Source organism: Streptomyces sp. NBC_01320, from assembly GCF_035974375.1.
Lineage (GTDB): Bacteria > Actinomycetota > Actinomycetes > Streptomycetales > Streptomycetaceae > Streptomyces > Streptomyces yanii.
The window spans coordinates 7,849,239-7,864,123 of record NZ_CP108390.1 but is presented as its reverse complement, the minus strand read 5'-3'; the positions used below and the strand labels follow the sequence as shown (position 1 = coordinate 7,864,123).

Genomic DNA, 14,885 nt, shown 5'->3' with positions numbered 1-14,885 from the left:
GGGAATGCCTTCGACGGACGGGTGGCCGTCGCGCTGCTGCTGGTGCTCGGCGCCGCTCTGACCATGCTCGGCGCGGGCACGGCCCATGCGGCCGGCTACCGCTACTGGTCGTTCTGGGAGGGCAAGGGGTCCGGCTGGGCCTACGCCACCCAGGGGCCCTCGCTCGTCCGGCCCGACGACGGGGCGGTGCAGGGCTTCCGGTTCTCCGTGAGCAAGGACTCCCAGGACTCGGCGAAGCCGCGCCCCACCCCCGACTTCGCGACGGTCTGCGCGGACACCCCCGCCGAGGACGGCACCAAGCGCGTCGCGCTCGTCATCGACCCCGGTACGGCGGCGGATGCCCCGGCCGGGGAGACGCCGCCCGCGCTGCGCACCGCCTGTGCGCAGGTCGCCCCCGGGGCGAGCACCGCCGAGGCGCTCGCCTCGGTGGCCAAGCCGCTGCGCTACAACAGCGACGCCCTGCTCTGCGCGATCTCCGGCTACCCCGCCTCGGGCTGCGGTGAGCAGGTCTCCGGCAGCGGGCACACGGCGTCCGCCTCTCCCTCGTCCTCCCACCCCGGGAGCGGGCGCAGCGGTCCGTCCACCGGGGTGCTCGTCGGGCTCGGGGCCGTCCTGCTGCTCGGCATCGCCGCCGTCCTGCAGGCCCGCCGCCGGCGCGGATGACCGCCTCCCCCGGCGCGGTCCGGCTCAGCCATGCACTGCGGGCGCCCGAGGCGACCCGCAGCAATGCCCTGCCTGCCGGGGCCTGGTGGCTGTGGGCGCTCGGGCTGGCCACCGCCGCGTCGCGGACCAGCAATCCGCTGCTGCTCGGGCTGCTGGTGGGGGTGGCCGGATATGTCGTGGCGGCGCGCCGGACGGATGCGCCGTGGGCGCGTTCGTACGGGGCGTTCATCAAGATCGGACTGTTCGTCGTCGCCGTACGGTTGCTGTTCTCCGTCGTCCTCGGCTCGCCGATCCCCGGTACGCACCTGGTGGTCACCCTCCCCGAAGTCCCGCTGCCCGACTGGGCGCAGGGTGTCAGGATCGGCGGCCGGGTCACCGCCGAGCAGCTGCTCTTCGCGCTGTACGACGGGGCGAAGCTGGCCACGCTGCTGATCTGCATCGGCGCGGCGAACTCGCTCGCCAACCCGGCCCGGCTGCTCAAGTCGCTGCCGGGTGCGCTGTACGAGGCGGGGGTCGCCGTCGTCGTCGCGATGACGTTCGCGCCGAACATGGTCGCCGATGTGGTGCGCCTGCGCACCGCACGCCGGCTGCGGGGCCGCCCGACCGGGGGCATCAGGGCCGTTCTGCAGATCGGACTGCCGGTGCTGGAGGGTGCGCTGGAGCGGTCGGTGGCCGTGGCGGCGTCGATGGACGCGCGCGGGTACGGGCGTACGGCGCAGGTCCCGCCCGTCGTCCGGCACACCACGAACGTCCTCACCCTCGGCGGTCTGCTGGGGGTCTGCGCCGGTACGTACGGCCTGCTGGCCTCGCAGGGTGCGGTCTACGGTCTGCCGCTGCTGCTCGCCGGGCTCGTCGCCGCGACGGCCGGACTGCGGCTCGGCGGCGCCCGCTCGGTCCGTACCCGCTACCGGCCCGACCGGTGGGGTGTGCGGGCCTGGCTGGTGGCGGGGTCGGGTGCGGCGGTCGCGACGGCGATGATCCTGGCGGGCAGCGTCGACCCGGAGGCGCTGCACCCCGGGGTCGTACCCCTGGTCGCACCGGTGTTCCCGCTGTGGCCCGCGACGGCGGTGCTGATCGGGCTGCTGCCCGCGGTGGTGGCGCCCGCGCCGCCCCCGGTGGGTGGCCCGGCCGAGGCTCCCGTCGCGCACTCCGAGAAGGGGCAGTGATGATCCGGTTCGAGCAGGTCTCGGTGCAGTTCGAGGGCACGGCGCACCCCACCCTGTCCGGCGTCGATCTGACGGTCCCGGAGGGCGAGTTGGTGCTGCTCGTCGGTCCGTCGGGGGTCGGCAAGTCGACGCTGCTGGGGGCCGTCTCCGGTCTCGTACCGCACTTCACGGGCGGCACGCTGCGCGGCCGGGTCACGGTCGACGGCCGCGACACCCGCACCCACAAACCGCGCGAACTCGCAGATCTGGTCGGCACGGTGGGCCAGGACCCGCTCTCCCATTTCGTCACCGACACCGTCGAGGACGAGCTGGCGTACGGCATGGAGTCGCTGGGGCTCGCCCCCGATGTCATGCGGCGGCGGGTCGAGGAGACCCTCGACCTGCTGGGCCTCGCCGGGCTGCGCGACCGGCCGATCGCCACGCTCTCCGGCGGCCAGCAGCAGCGGGTCGCAATCGGCTCCGTGCTGACCCCGCACCCCAAGGTGCTGGTCCTGGACGAGCCGACGTCCGCCCTGGACCCGGCGGCGGCCGAGGAGGTCCTCGCGGTGCTCCAGCGGCTGGTGCACGACCTGGGCACGACGGTCCTGATGGCGGAGCACCGGCTGGAACGCGTGGTCCAGTACGCGGACCAGGTCGTCCTGCTGCCGTCGCCGGGCGCCGCACCCGTGGCGGGTGCGCCCGCCGACGTCATGGCCGTGTCCCCCGTCCACCCGCCGGTGGTCGCGCTGGGACGGCTGGCGGACTGGACTCCGCTGCCGCTCTCCGTGCGCGATGCGCGACGCCGGGCGACCGGGCTGCGGGAACGGCTGGAGTCGGCCGAGCCGCCGTCGGCCGTCCCGTCGGCGAGGCCTGCTGCCCCGGCACCGCTGCCCACCGCCCCGGTACGGCGTGGGCTGTTCGGACGCCGTCGCGCACCCGAGCCGGAGCCCGCTCCGGGTCCCGCGGGGGAAGCGATCGTCCGGGCCGAGGGTCTGGGGGTGCGGCGCGGTCGCGTCGAGGCGCTGCGCCGGGTGACGCTGTCCGTCACACCCGGCGAGACCGTCGCGCTGATGGGCCGCAACGGCGCGGGCAAGTCCACGCTGCTCGCCACTCTCGTCGGCACGGTCGAGCCCACGGCCGGCACCGTCCACGTGGGCGGCCGGGCCCCGCACCGTACGCCGCCGCGCGACATGGTGCGCCGGGTCGGGCTCGTACCGCAGGAACCGCGCGATCTGCTCTACGCGGACACGGTCGCCACCGAGTGCGCGGCGGCCGACACGGACGCGGGCGCCGCGGCGGGCAGCTGCCGGGCCCTGGTCTCCGAGCTGCTGCCGGACGTACCGGACGACACCCACCCGCGCGACCTCTCCGAGGGGCAGCGCCTCGCCCTGGCACTCGCGATCGTGCTGACCGCGCGCCCCCCGCTGCTGCTGCTCGACGAGCCGACCCGTGGCCTGGACTACGCGGCGAAGGCCCGCCTGATACGCGTGCTGCGCGGTCTGGCGGCCGAGGGCCATGCAATCGTCCTGGCCACCCACGATGTGGAGCTCGCCGCCGAGCTGGCCCACCGGGTGGTGATCCTCGCCGACGGGGAGATCGTCGCGGACGGACCGACCCGGCAGGTCGTGGTCTCGTCCCCGGCGTTCGCACCGCAGACCGCGAAGATACTCGCCCCGCAGGAGTGGCTGACCGTGCCGCAGGTACGCGCGGCACTGGAGGCGGGCGCATGACGCACCGGGAACGGGCCGTACGAGCGGCCGAAACGCCGAGGGGCCGGCGCACGGGCGACCGGCAGGCGCGGGCGGTCCGGCTCGGGCCGCGTGCGATCGCCGCGCTCCTCCTGATCAGCGCGATCGGTGTCGTCGCCATCGGCTGGCCGCTGCTGGCCGGCGCGGACTCCGGCCTCGCGCACTCCCAGGACGCGCCATGGCTGTTCGCCGCGCTGCTTCCGCTGCTGGTCGGGGTGGTCGTCGCGACGATCGCGGACTCCGGACTGGAGGCGAAGGCGGTGGCGATGCTGGGTGTGCTCGCCGCGGTCGGCGCCGCGCTGCGCCCGCTCGGCGCGGGGACGGCGGGCCTGGAGCCGATGTTCTTCCTGATGGTGCTGAGCGGCCGGGTGCTCGGCCCGGGCTTCGGGTTCGTGCTCGGCTCGGTGACGATGTTCGCGTCCGCGCTGCTCACCGGCGGGGTGGGCCCGTGGATGCCGTTCCAGATGCTGTCGATGGGCTGGTTCACCATGGGCGCCGGGCTGCTGCCGGGCCCGGACCGGCTGCGCGGGCGGGCCGAGCTGCTGATGCTCGCGGCCTACGGGGGTGTGGCGGCGTTCGCGTACGGCACGGTGATGAACCTGTACGGCTGGACGATCGTGCCGGGCCTCGGCTCGGGCATCTCCTTCCATCCCGGTGACCGGCTGACCGAGAACCTGGTCCGCTTCCTCGCGTACTGCCTGGCCACTTCGCTGGGCTGGGACCTGGGACGGGCCGTGCTGACCGTGGCGTTGACCCTCGTCGTCGGCGGGACGTTGCTGAAGGCGCTGCGCCGGGCCACGCGGCGTGCGGCCTTCGAGGCCCAGGTCACATTCGACGCCCCGAAGGCGTGAAGGCCCCCACAGGACCTTGATCCTCCACCATCGGGAGTAGTAGCCGTTCCACCCCGGAGGAGGACGAACAGGAAGCACTTCCTCCCCTCCGACCTGCAATAAAGCTATTTGTACTGGTTCGGGACTTTCGGCCCTGAATGCGAGACGGGGTCGTACCGGGGGTCGTTGCACCGGCTGAACGCCGCGGCCAACACTGGTCACGTCGCCGGGCACCGCATGGTCCACCGGAACGGACCGCGGTCAACGAGCGCCGGTTCCCGTGTCATTGGGCCCGGTCCGCGACTCCCCTGTACCCGACGTTAGGTTTCTCCGTGGCGTTCGCCCGCACCGTCCTCGCCCAGCCCCGCACCCCCCGCCGCAAGGCCACCGTCGCCGGAGCCGCCGTGCTCCTCGGCGCCACCGGCCTGGCGCTCGGCGTCACCCCGGCCATGGCCGCACCGGCGTCCGCGCCGACGTCCGCCGCGGCCGGTGCCCGGAGCATGGCGAAGTCGATGATCGGCGACGAGGCGCAGTTCCAGTGCTTCAGCAACATCGTTTCGCACGAGAGCGGCTGGAACCCCAGCGCCACCAACGCGTCCTCGGGCGCCTACGGCCTGGTCCAGGCGCTGCCCGGCTCGAAGATGGCCTCGGCCGGTGCCGACTGGAGGACCAACCCCCAGACCCAGATCAAGTGGGGTCTGGACTACATGAAGTCGCGCTACGGCAGCCCGTGCGGCGCCTGGGCTTTCTGGCAGAACAACAGCTGGTACTGAGCCGTCCACCGGCCGCAGTGCGGGAAGACCCCGACCGGGTTCCGGTCGGGGTCTTCCCCGTGCCCGCGGCCGGCACGAGGTCCCGGTTCGCGGTGTCCGGCCGCCACCGGCCCTCCGTCGGCTCCGGGTCCGGCCCGGTCCGATCAGCGGTGACGCCGTCCCGCTGCGGCGATCGTGTCGAACCAGCGGACGATCTGCGGGCCGGACTTCATGAAGGTCCCGTTGTGATCGGTCGCCCCCTGGTCGATGACCGGAACCCGCGTGCCGTGCGCGGCGAAGTCGGCTGCACAATTACGGGAGTTGGCGATCGCCACGTCCCGGTCGCCGGCTGACGAGTAGAGCCGCACGGGCACCTCGGGCTTCCAGTCGCACTGACCGTCCTGGGCGTTCAGTACCTCGCGCAGCACCCCTGCCGGATGCTGCAGGTCCTGATAGGCCTCGTCGGTGAGGAGTTCCTTCAGCGTGCCGGGCAGCGCCGGGATGATGTCCTCCTCGAAGTGGTGGGTGTCGAAGAGGCTCTCGACAGTGTCCGCGTACGGCTCGCGGAAGAACTCCGAGGGGTCCTTGTAGAGCGAGTGCAGCCGGTTCTGCGCGGTGAGGAAGTACGACATGTAGAAGACGGCGCTGATGTCGTTGATCCGGCCGTCGAACATGGCGGGCGTCTCCGCACCCCGCAGGTCGTACGGCCCCGAGACCGGTGCCAGCGCCCTCAGCCTGAAGTGCCGGTCCGCGCCGCTGTCGAGGGCCTTGGCCAGAGCCATCGCGACCTGGCCGCCCTGGGAGAAGCCGCTGGCGTACACCTCGCCGGTGAGGGGGCGCCCCAGCTCCCGCGCCGCGGTGCGGGACGCGTGCAGCATGTCGAGGGAGGCGGTGACGGCGGACGCGGTGTCCATGTAAGGGTGCGGGCCCGGCCCCTTGCCGAGGCCGAGGTAGTCGGGGGCGGCGACGGCGCGGCCGGCGGAGGCGTGCAGGTACGGGGCGAACCGGCCGAAGTCCTCGCCGACGGAGGGCGCGTAGTCACGGTGGACCATCGTGCCGTGGGTGTCGGAGACCAGATCCAGGTGGTCGGCGCCACCCCTGGGGAGGACGAACAGACCGGTGGCGGTGGTGGGTTCGCCCTGCGGGGTGAGCGTGCGGTACGTGAGGCGGTAGGCGCGTACACCGTAGCGGACGGTGCCCGTGTCCATGCCTGCCGAGGCGAGGAAGGCGCCGACGCCGGTGCGGTCGAGAGTGGCGACGGGCGTGACGGCGAGGAGCGCGCCCCGTCCGGCGGCGGGGACGGCATGGGATCCCCCGGCCGCCGGTCCGGCCTGCTGGGCCACGGCGGGCGCGGCGCCGAGGGTGACGAGGGCGATGACCGTGGCGGCCGCCAGTCCTCGCCGGGCGCCACGCCGAGTACCCCTGGAAGAAGGGGTGCTGCTGCACGTCTTGCTGTTCTTGTTCTCCATGGCCGTGACGCTATGCATCCGTGAGCGGCGCCGACAGCGGCGTGGACCCCCGGCCGGGGTGCACCTGGCACCACCCCCGGCCGGGGGAATTCCTCACAGCCGCTGGATGATCGTGCCGGTGGCCAGTGCCCCGCCTGCACACATGGTGATGAGCGCGAACTCCTTGTCGCGACGCTCCAGTTCATGCAGCGCCGTGGTGATGAGCCGGGCCCCGGTGGCACCCACCGGGTGGCCGAGTGCGATGGCGCCGCCGTTGACGTTGACCTTCGCGAGCCCGTCGAGGTCCCGCTCGAAGACCTGGGCCCAGCTCAGCACCACCGACGCGAACGCCTCGTTGATCTCGACGAGGTCGATGTCCTTGAGCGACATCCCGGCCTTGCCCAGCACCGCGCGGGTCGCGTCGATCGGCCCGTCGAGGTGGAAGTGCGGGTCGCAGCCGACGAGCGCCTGGGCGACGATCCGGGCGCGTGGCTTGAGCTTCAGTGCCCGCGCCATCCGCTTGGACGCCCACATGATCGCGCAGGCGCCGTCGGATATCTGCGAGGCGTTGCCCGCCGTGTGGATCGCGGTGGGCATGACCGGCTTGAGCCGGGCGAGCCCCTCCATCGTGGTGTCCCGCAGCCCCTCGTCCCGGTCGACGAGGCGCCACATGCCCTGCCCGGCCGCCTGCTCCTCCTCGGTGGTCGGCACCTGGACCGCGTACGTCTCCCGTTTGAACCGCTCCTCGGCCCAGGCCGCGGCCGCCCGCTCCTGTGAGATCAGCCCGAGCGAGTCGACGTTCTCCCGCGTGAGGCCCCGCTTGCGGGCGATGCGCTCGGCGGCCTCGAACTGGTTGGGAAGGTCGACGTTCCACTCGTCCGGCCAGGGCTTCCCCGGGCCGTGCTTGGAGCCGCTGCCCAGCGGCACGCGTGACATCGCCTCGACACCACAGCTGATACCGACGTCGATGACTCCGGCCGCGACCATGTTGGCGACCATGTGGGAGGCCTGCTGCGAGGAGCCGCACTGGCAGTCCACGGTGGTGGCGGCGGTCTCGTACGGAAGTCCCACGGTGAGCCAGGCGTTGCGGGCCGGGTTCATGGACTGTTCGCCGGCATGGGTGACCGTACCGCCGACGATCTGTTCCACGCAGTCGGCGTGGATGCCGGTGCGTCCGAGAAGTTCACGGTAGGTCTCGCCCAGCAGATAGGCGGGGTGCAGATTGGCGAGCGCGCCTCCGCGCTTGCCGATGGGGGTGCGTACGGCTTCGACGATGACGGGTTCCGCGGCCATGAGCTCGTCCTCTCCTCGCGCTTCCGCAGGGGGCGTCCCGGCGCCCGCGGAAGGAACTAGTACGCGTTCTAGTTCTGCAAGCAGTCTTATGAGGCTTACCCCCGGTACGCAAGAGCCGTGCACGTACCTTGCACGCACAAGGGGCGCACCTCGAAGCCTGCATGCGCCCCTTCGCGCAACAGATCGGGCCACAGCTCTTGCCAGTTGCAGAACTCGTTACTACCTTGCGGGCAAATTCTGATGGGTCGTCAGGCAATGCTCGGGCGCCCCTCGGACCGACCTGGAGTTGCCGATGCCCTGCCCCCATCTGCCCGAAGGGTTCGACTTCACCGATCCCGACCTGCTCCAAGCCCGCATCCCGCACCCGGAGTTCGCCCGGATGCGGGAGACCGCACCGGTCTGGTGGTGCACCCAGCCGGCCGGTATCTCCGGTTTCGACGACGAGGGCTACTGGGTGGTTACCCGGCATGCGGACGTCAAGTACGTCTCCACACACCCTGAACTGTTCTCCTCCCACACCAACACCGCGGTCATCCGTTTCAACGAGACGATCAGCCGCGACCAGATCGACGTCCAGAAGCTGATCATGCTGAACATGGACCCGCCCGAGCACACCCGGGTCCGCCAGATCGTCCAGCGCGGCTTCACCCCCCGCGCCATCCGCTCCCTGGAACAGGCCCTGCGCAGCCGCGCCCGGTCGATCGTCGACACGGCCCTCGCCTCCGCCGCCGACGACGGCTCGTTCGACTTCGTCACCCACATCGCCGTCGAACTGCCGCTCCAGGCCATCGCCGAGCTCATCGGCGTACCGCAGGAGGACCGGTCCAAGATCTTCGACTGGTCCAACAAGATGGCGGCGTACGACGATCCCGAGTACGCGATCACCGAAGAGGTCGGCACCGAGGCGGCCATGGAGATCGTCTCGTACGCGATGAACCTGGCAGCGGCACGCAAGGAGTGCCCCGCCAAGGACATCGTCAGCCAGCTGGTCGCCGCGGAGGGCGAAGGCAACCTCTCCTCGGACGAGTTCGGATTTTTCGTGATCCTCCTCGCCGTCGCCGGCAACGAGACCACCCGGAACGCCATCAGCCACGGCATGCACGCCTTCCTCACCCACCCCGAGGAGTGGGAGCTCTACAAGCGCGAGCGCCCGGAGACCGCCGCCGAGGAGATCGTCCGCTGGGCCACCCCCGTGGTCTCCTTCCAGCGGACCGCCACCCAGGACGTCGAACTGGGCGGGCAGCAGATCAAGAAGGGCGAGCGGGTCGGGCTGTTCTACTCCTCCGCCAACAACGACCCCGAGGTCTTCGAGAGCCCGGAACTCTTCGACATCTCCCGGGACCCCAACCCCCATCTCGGATTCGGTGGCGGCGGACCGCACTTCTGCCTCGGCAAGTCCCTCGCCGTCATGGAGATCAACCTGATCTTCAACGCGATCGCGGACGTGCTGCCCGATCTGCGGCTGGTCGAGGACCCGCGGCGGCTGCGCTCCGCCTGGCTGAACGGAATCAAGCAGCTCCGGGTCGGTACCGCCGCCGGCTGACCGGCTCGCGGATTCCCGGACGGCGGGGGCCGTCCCTCCCACGCCCCGGCCCCTGCCGGCCGTCCGTGCCCCGTCCCCTCCTGGCCTCCGCACCCCGGCACAGGCAGTGGACAGCCGTCCGAGGATCATGGCGTCCATGCATGCCCTGCTCTCCGCATTCGCTCCGATCTGGACACTCACCGCGATCGGCTACGCGGTCGGCCGCAGCGGCCTGCTCGGTGAGCAGGCGGAAGCCGTGCTCGGCCGGTTCGTCTTCCATGTGGCCATGCCGGCGGCGCTGTTCACGATGGTCTCCGGTGCGCGACTGGACGCCTTCGCCAACTCCTCGATGGTGGCGTTCGGGACGGGCACGGCGCTCGTGTCCGCCCTCGGGTTCCTGTTCGCCCGGCGCTTCTTCGGCCGCAAGACGGCTGACCAGGCGATCAGCAGCATGGCGTCCGGCTACGTCAACTCCGCCAATCTGGGTATCCCGGTGGCGGTCCAGGTGCTCGGTGACGCGTCGTTCGTCGCCCAGATCATCCTCTTCCAGGTGCTGCTGGTCTCCCCCGTGATCCTGACGCTGCTGGACACGGGTACGGGGGCGGGCTCCGGAAAGGGCGTCGCGCTGCGGCGGATGGTGACCATGCCCGTACGCAATCCGATCATCATGGCCTCGATGCTCGGCGTCGTCGTCTCCGCGCTCGGGGTGCGGCTGCCGCACGCCCTCGAACACTCCTGTGATCTGCTCGGCGCGGCCGCCGTGCCCACCGCCCTGATCACCCTCGGCCTGTCCCTGCACGGCCGCCCGGATCCGGCAACGACCGCGACGACGGTGCCCGCGGGGCGTACGGAGGTGGGCCTGGCGGTCGTGCTGAAGACGCTGGTCCAGCCCCTGATCGCCTTCCTGGTCGGCGGCCCACTGCTGCACCTGCCGGACCACCAGCTACTCGCCGTGGTCCTCTGCTCCGCCCTCCCGACGGCCCAGAACGCCTTCATCTACGCCCGCCAGTACGGCCTGGACACCAGCCTCGCCCGCAACTCCGTGGTGGCGTCCACGGTCGTGTCCATGGCCACGCTGTCGCTGGCCGCCTGGGCGCTTGCACCGTCCCACCCCTGAGAGCCTGTCGGGTGACCTTCGATCGGACAGCGGACGCGGTCTGGTGCGTGCGATTCCAAGGCGGCGGAAGGTCCTCGGACGGGGTCTCCCCGGCTCGAACGAAGCCGAGAGCTCGGAAAAGGAGCTACCAGGACATTTCGGCAACGCGGGAAGCGCGCGTGCCAGGGCGTGGCCGCCCGATCAGAGGTCACCCGACAGGCCCTGAGCCGTTCGAGTGGCGGGCCGCCCCGGACAGGCGGATGCTGGAAGACGCGGCGATCCACGCCGAAGGGGTGCCGGGACGATGCGGTTCGTCCCGGCACCCCTTCGGCCCTCAGGGGCCGGGCTCCGGCTACCCGGGGAGGTTCCACTGCTGTTCGGAGGCTGTTCCACAGGTCCGGATCAGCAGACGCGCGCCGTCCGTGGCGCCGCCCTCGGCGTGCAGGCACAGCGCCGATTTGACGTTGCGCAGGGTGCCGTCGGGCAACGGGGTCCAGGACTGGGCCGGGGTGCCGTTGCACTGGTAGAGCTGGACGGCGGTGCCGTCGGCCGTCGAGCCGTTGCGGACGTCCATGCACTTGCCGTACGCGACGAGCGTGCCGTCGCCCGGCACGGTCCAGGTCTGGGCGGGGGCGCCGTCGCAGGCCGAGAGCTGCAGGGCGGTTCCGTCGGCGGAGGAGCCGCCTTCGGGAGCGACGCACCTGCCGCCGATGCCGGTGATCGGGCCCGGTACGACGGGTGCCGGAAGGGCTGTGCGTACGGTGTCGGCCAGCTGCACCGGGTCGCCCTCGGGCCGCACCGGGTAGCTCGTGCGCTCCAGGTTCCAGGCGTTGTCCCGCGCGAACCAGTCGATCGCGGCCGGCGGCTGCCCTGTGACCAGGGCCGCGTCCAGAGAGTCGAGGTACACCGTCCAGCGCTTCGCGTAGAAGTCGGAGACCAGTCCCGACCATTCGCGGTTCGCGTAGTCGCGCAACCCGCCGGATTCGCTGCCGGACCGGTCGCCCCAGGTGGTGAGGATCGAGCGGGCGTCGAATTCCGCGGCGGCCCGCTCCGCGTCGGTGCGTCCCCAGGACTTGGCGTCCTGCAGCCAGGGCCCCAGCATGAACCGGCTGTCGGTGGCCAGCAGCCGGTCCAGCAGGGCGAGGTCCTGCTTCCACTCGGTGACCCGCTGCCGGTACAGGGTGAGGTTCTTCCCCTCGTACGCCGCCCTGATCTGCGGCAGCAGCGTGCGGCTGCGGTTGGCCATGGCCTGCCGGGCCACATCCACCACATCGAAGCGGTACGCATCGGACTTCCGCAGCTCCGGGGCAACCTGCAGGAGCTCCGTGAGCGCCCGCTGCACCGTCGACGCGTCATACCGCATGGACGAGGGGCTCCAGCTGGCCGCGGTACCGGCGGTCAGTGAGGGGCGTGCGGTGAAGAGACTGTCCTGGGACTCGCTCCAACTGCCGGACGGAGTGCTGTAGGGGCCGGTACGCAGCAGTTCCCAGGCCTTGGCGGCATGCGGGTCGGCGCCACCGTAGCGACGCTCCGCGTAGTCGGCGAACCAGGCCGTCCGGTCCACCGGGCCCGCGTGCCAGGCGAGTTCGGTGAACAGCTCGTAGGCAACGGGATTGCCGCCGGTCCCTTCAGGGAGGTAGGCGATCCCCCGGAGCGCGCTGTTCGGCTTGGTGCGCCACTCGTGGAACCGCGCGGTCCAGACGGCGGTGTTGGCGCCCATGGTGGTGTGCCCGCCGAAATTGGGGATGGTGCCGAAGGCGTAGGGGGTTCCGTGCCAGGCGGCTTCTCGGTCGAGGCCGTTGTAGCGGTCGGCCAGTCCGTCCACGATGAACAGCTTGCTCCGGTCGACCGCGTCGATGAGTTGAGTGGAGGGGTTGCTCTGCCAGCCGAGCAGGACCCAGGTGGCGCCCGGGCGCGCCCTCTGCAGGGCGTTCATGACGGCCCTGGCGGCGTCCCCGATGGGCACGTTGCCGGGCTTGCCGCCCTCGTGCAGCAGATCCATCTTGTACAGGGTGGAGTCACCGAACAGCGTGCGCTGATGACGGTAGAACGCCTCGGCGACCTTGGGGTACATCTCGCTGCGCGGGTCCAGCCAGTCCGGCCGTTCGAAGCCGACCCAGCCGCCCTGCGGGACCACGGGACCGGTGGGGTTCCTGTCCGTGAACCCGGGCGGGACCGTGCCGTAGTAGCCGGGCAGGACGGGCGTCATCCCGAGCCGACGCAGCCGGTCCGCGATCTTGCGGCCGAGCTGTGCGCGCTGCGCCAGCAGCCGGTCCGTGACCGGCCCGCCGAAGCCGGACATGTTCTGCATCAGCCACCACGGCTGGTGCGCCGGGCCCGGTATCCAGGACTTCAGCTGCTCCTTCGTGTACCCGAACTCCTGGAAGGTGTCGTAGTACACGGCGTCCGCGCCCATCTGCACGAAGACCTCGTTGACGCCGTGCAGGGCCAGGACGTCGATCTGCTTCTCGTAGGAGGACCAGTCACGGTACGCACCGGAGTAGCCGTCGTCCGTGTCGTTCAGGGCGAACCGGTGCGGCACCGAGGCGTCCTGGCGGATGGTCCCGGTGGGCGCGGGAAGCTTCTTCGGCAGCTTCGACGTGCTGTCACCGGGCCAGCCGATGTCCACCTTGGCCGTGTATTTCAGGTACCAGTTGACGCCGCTGAGCAGCACGGCGGGGGTGGTGCCCTGGATGCGTACCTTGCCGGTGGTTCCGGAGACGGTGAAGTAGTCGCCGGAGGCGGGGCGGTTCACCGGCACGAGGTCGAACTGCGAGACATGGTGCGGCAGCAGGCGGGCCAGCGCCTCCTCGGCCGGTTCGGGGGCGAAGGCCGGCGTGCCACGAGGGGCCGATGGCGGCCCGGTTTCCGCAGTGGCGACGGGGGCGCTCAGGACCGTGGCGACGACAGCGAGGGCGGCCGTGCAGGCGACGGCCCAGGATCTGAGGCTTCTCAAGGGTGACCTCGTCCGGTGAAGGGATACGGGAGTTGTCGGGACGTGTACCGATGCTCATCAGACTTAGTAACGGAGCATTCGTTAATATGAGTTGGGTGCCATACGGCCGTCAAGAGGACGGACGGTCCGGGTTCCGGGCGTGCTGGATACAGTGCCGACAGCACGGTGGGGCAAGGGAGTTGACGCATATGCCAGTCGGGAGAGCCGCGGCCACCGGTCCGCACGTCCTTCGTCGGATGAATGTCGCCGCGGTCCTGGCCGCACTACGGGAGGGCGACGCACCGACCGCCCGCGTCACCGACCTCACCTCGCTCACCGGCCTTTCGCGGCCCGCGGTGACGAGGGCGCTGACCGAGCTGAGGGACTGCGGCCTGGTGGAGTTCACCGCGGCCGCCGGGTCCCCGCAGCTCGGCCGACCGGCCCAGTACGCCAGGTTCCGCGCCGAGTCGGGGTACGTCGCCGGAATCGACATCGGCCCCCACAAGGTGCTGGTGATGATCGCGGATCTGGCGGGTCAGGTGCTGGCCTCCCATCGCGCGACCGTGAATCGGGGCGCGGCCGGGCCCCAGCTCTTCGCCACGGTGCGGAGCGCGCTGACCGCGGCAGCGGCCGAGGCCGGGGTGCCGCTGTCGGACCTGTGGGCCGTGAGTGCGGGCACCCCCGGCATCGTCGACCGCGAACGCGGCGAGGTGCTGCTGGCCCCCAGCATCCCCGACTGGGCCGGGCTGCCGGCGGTGTCGCTGCTGCGCGACTGGCTGCACTGCCCCGTGACCATCGACAACGACGTGAATCTCGCCGTGCTCTCGGAACGCCGGCGCGGCGCTGCGGCCGATACCGGCGCAGGTGCGCGTGCGGGCACCGACTGCCTGGTCTTCGTCCAGTGGGGCCGCCGGATCGGCACCGGCATCGTCATCAACGGCAGTCCCTACCGGGGCAATTCGGCCGCGGCCGGTGAGCTGGGCTTCATCGACCTGGTGCGCGATCCGGACGCCCCTGCGGGACCGCGTCCGGCCGACGGCATGGGACCGTTCGAGCAACTCGTCGGCGCCGAGGCGATTCACCGGCTGGCCCTGGAGGCGGGTGTGGCGGTCGGTGACGCCCACGACGTCGCACCGCTCTTCACGGCGGCCCGGGCGGGCGACCCGTCGGCCGTCGGCGTGGTGGACCGGGTGGCCGCCCGCTTCGCCCGAGGGCTGGCCGCACTGGTGCTGGTGCTCGATCCCGGCCGGATCGTCATCGGCGGCGGGGTGTCACGGGCCGGGGACGTCCTCCTCGACCCCGTGCGCAGGCATCTGCGGTCGCACACCCTGGTACCGGTCGTCGTGGACGCCTCTGTGTCGGGCGAACGGGCGGTCGCCCTGGGTGCGGTGCGCCGTGCCCTCGACGTCGCCGAGGAACGCGTGACGGCGTCGTACCAGGGCCTCGGCTGACA

Annotated in this window: 11 protein-coding genes; 8 read left to right on the top strand and 3 right to left on the bottom strand. The window is 71.6% G+C overall.

From position 1 onward, the window contains the following. Positions 1–63: 63 nt before the first annotated feature. The 5 genes from OG395_RS35795 to OG395_RS35775 all read left to right on the top strand — a co-directional run bounded on the left by OG395_RS35795 (position 64) and on the right by OG395_RS35775 (position 5,159). Positions 64–663 (top strand): SCO2322 family protein, encoded by a 600-nt coding sequence (locus tag OG395_RS35795; RefSeq protein ID WP_327249557.1) that lies wholly within the window; start codon positions 64–66, stop codon positions 661–663. After that, the gene (locus OG395_RS35790; protein ID WP_327246626.1) at positions 660–1,829 is read left to right on the top strand and encodes an energy-coupling factor transporter transmembrane component T; all 1,170 of its coding nucleotides are present in this window, start codon (positions 660–662) and stop codon (positions 1,827–1,829) included. The genes OG395_RS35795 and OG395_RS35790 overlap by 4 nt, the downstream gene beginning before the upstream one ends. Next, positions 1,829–3,538, top strand: a complete 1,710-nt coding sequence (locus OG395_RS35785) for an ABC transporter ATP-binding protein (RefSeq protein WP_327246625.1) — start codon at positions 1,829–1,831, stop codon at positions 3,536–3,538. Before OG395_RS35790 ends, OG395_RS35785 begins: the two co-directional genes overlap by 1 nt. After that, positions 3,535–4,407, top strand: a complete 873-nt coding sequence (locus OG395_RS35780) for an ECF transporter S component (RefSeq protein WP_327246624.1) — start codon at positions 3,535–3,537, stop codon at positions 4,405–4,407. Before OG395_RS35785 ends, OG395_RS35780 begins: the two co-directional genes overlap by 4 nt. 311 nt (positions 4,408–4,718) lie before the next feature. After that, positions 4,719–5,159, top strand: coding sequence for a transglycosylase SLT domain-containing protein (locus OG395_RS35775; RefSeq protein ID WP_327246623.1), 441 nt, complete (start codon positions 4,719–4,721; stop codon positions 5,157–5,159). A 143-nt stretch (positions 5,160–5,302) separates the two neighbouring features. Here OG395_RS35775 and OG395_RS35770 read toward each other — a convergent pair whose 3' ends face one another. Together OG395_RS35770 and OG395_RS35765 are read right to left on the bottom strand one after the other, a co-directional pair. Then, on the bottom strand, positions 5,303–6,607 hold the full coding sequence (locus tag OG395_RS35770; RefSeq protein WP_327246622.1) for an alpha/beta hydrolase: 1,305 nt from the start codon (positions 6,605–6,607) through the stop codon (positions 5,303–5,305). A gap of 93 nt (positions 6,608–6,700) precedes the next feature. Then, positions 6,701–7,879: a steroid 3-ketoacyl-CoA thiolase gene (locus tag OG395_RS35765; protein WP_327246621.1), complete on the bottom strand. Its 1,179-nt coding sequence runs from the start codon at positions 7,877–7,879 to the stop codon at positions 6,701–6,703. 292 nt (positions 7,880–8,171) lie between these two features. Here OG395_RS35765 and OG395_RS35760 point away from each other — a divergent pair, with 292 nt between their 5' ends. Both OG395_RS35760 and OG395_RS35755 read left to right on the top strand, forming a co-directional pair. After that, on the top strand, positions 8,172–9,422 hold the full coding sequence (locus OG395_RS35760; protein ID WP_327246620.1) for a cytochrome P450: 1,251 nt from the start codon (positions 8,172–8,174) through the stop codon (positions 9,420–9,422). Positions 9,423–9,549: 127 nt separating this feature from the next. Next, complete coding sequence (locus OG395_RS35755; protein WP_327246619.1) at positions 9,550–10,518, top strand: AEC family transporter; 969 nt, start codon at positions 9,550–9,552, stop codon at positions 10,516–10,518. Positions 10,519–10,849: 331 nt separating this feature from the next. Here OG395_RS35755 and OG395_RS35750 read toward each other — a convergent pair whose 3' ends face one another. After that, entirely contained in the window at positions 10,850–13,453 is a 2,604-nt protein-coding gene (locus OG395_RS35750; protein ID WP_327246618.1) for an alpha-N-acetylglucosaminidase, read from the bottom strand. Between the two features lie 236 nt (positions 13,454–13,689). Between OG395_RS35750 and OG395_RS35745 the strand changes: the two genes are divergently transcribed. After that, positions 13,690–14,883, top strand: coding sequence for an ROK family transcriptional regulator (locus OG395_RS35745; protein ID WP_327246617.1), 1,194 nt, complete (start codon positions 13,690–13,692; stop codon positions 14,881–14,883). The last annotated feature ends 2 nt before the right edge of the window (positions 14,884–14,885 follow it).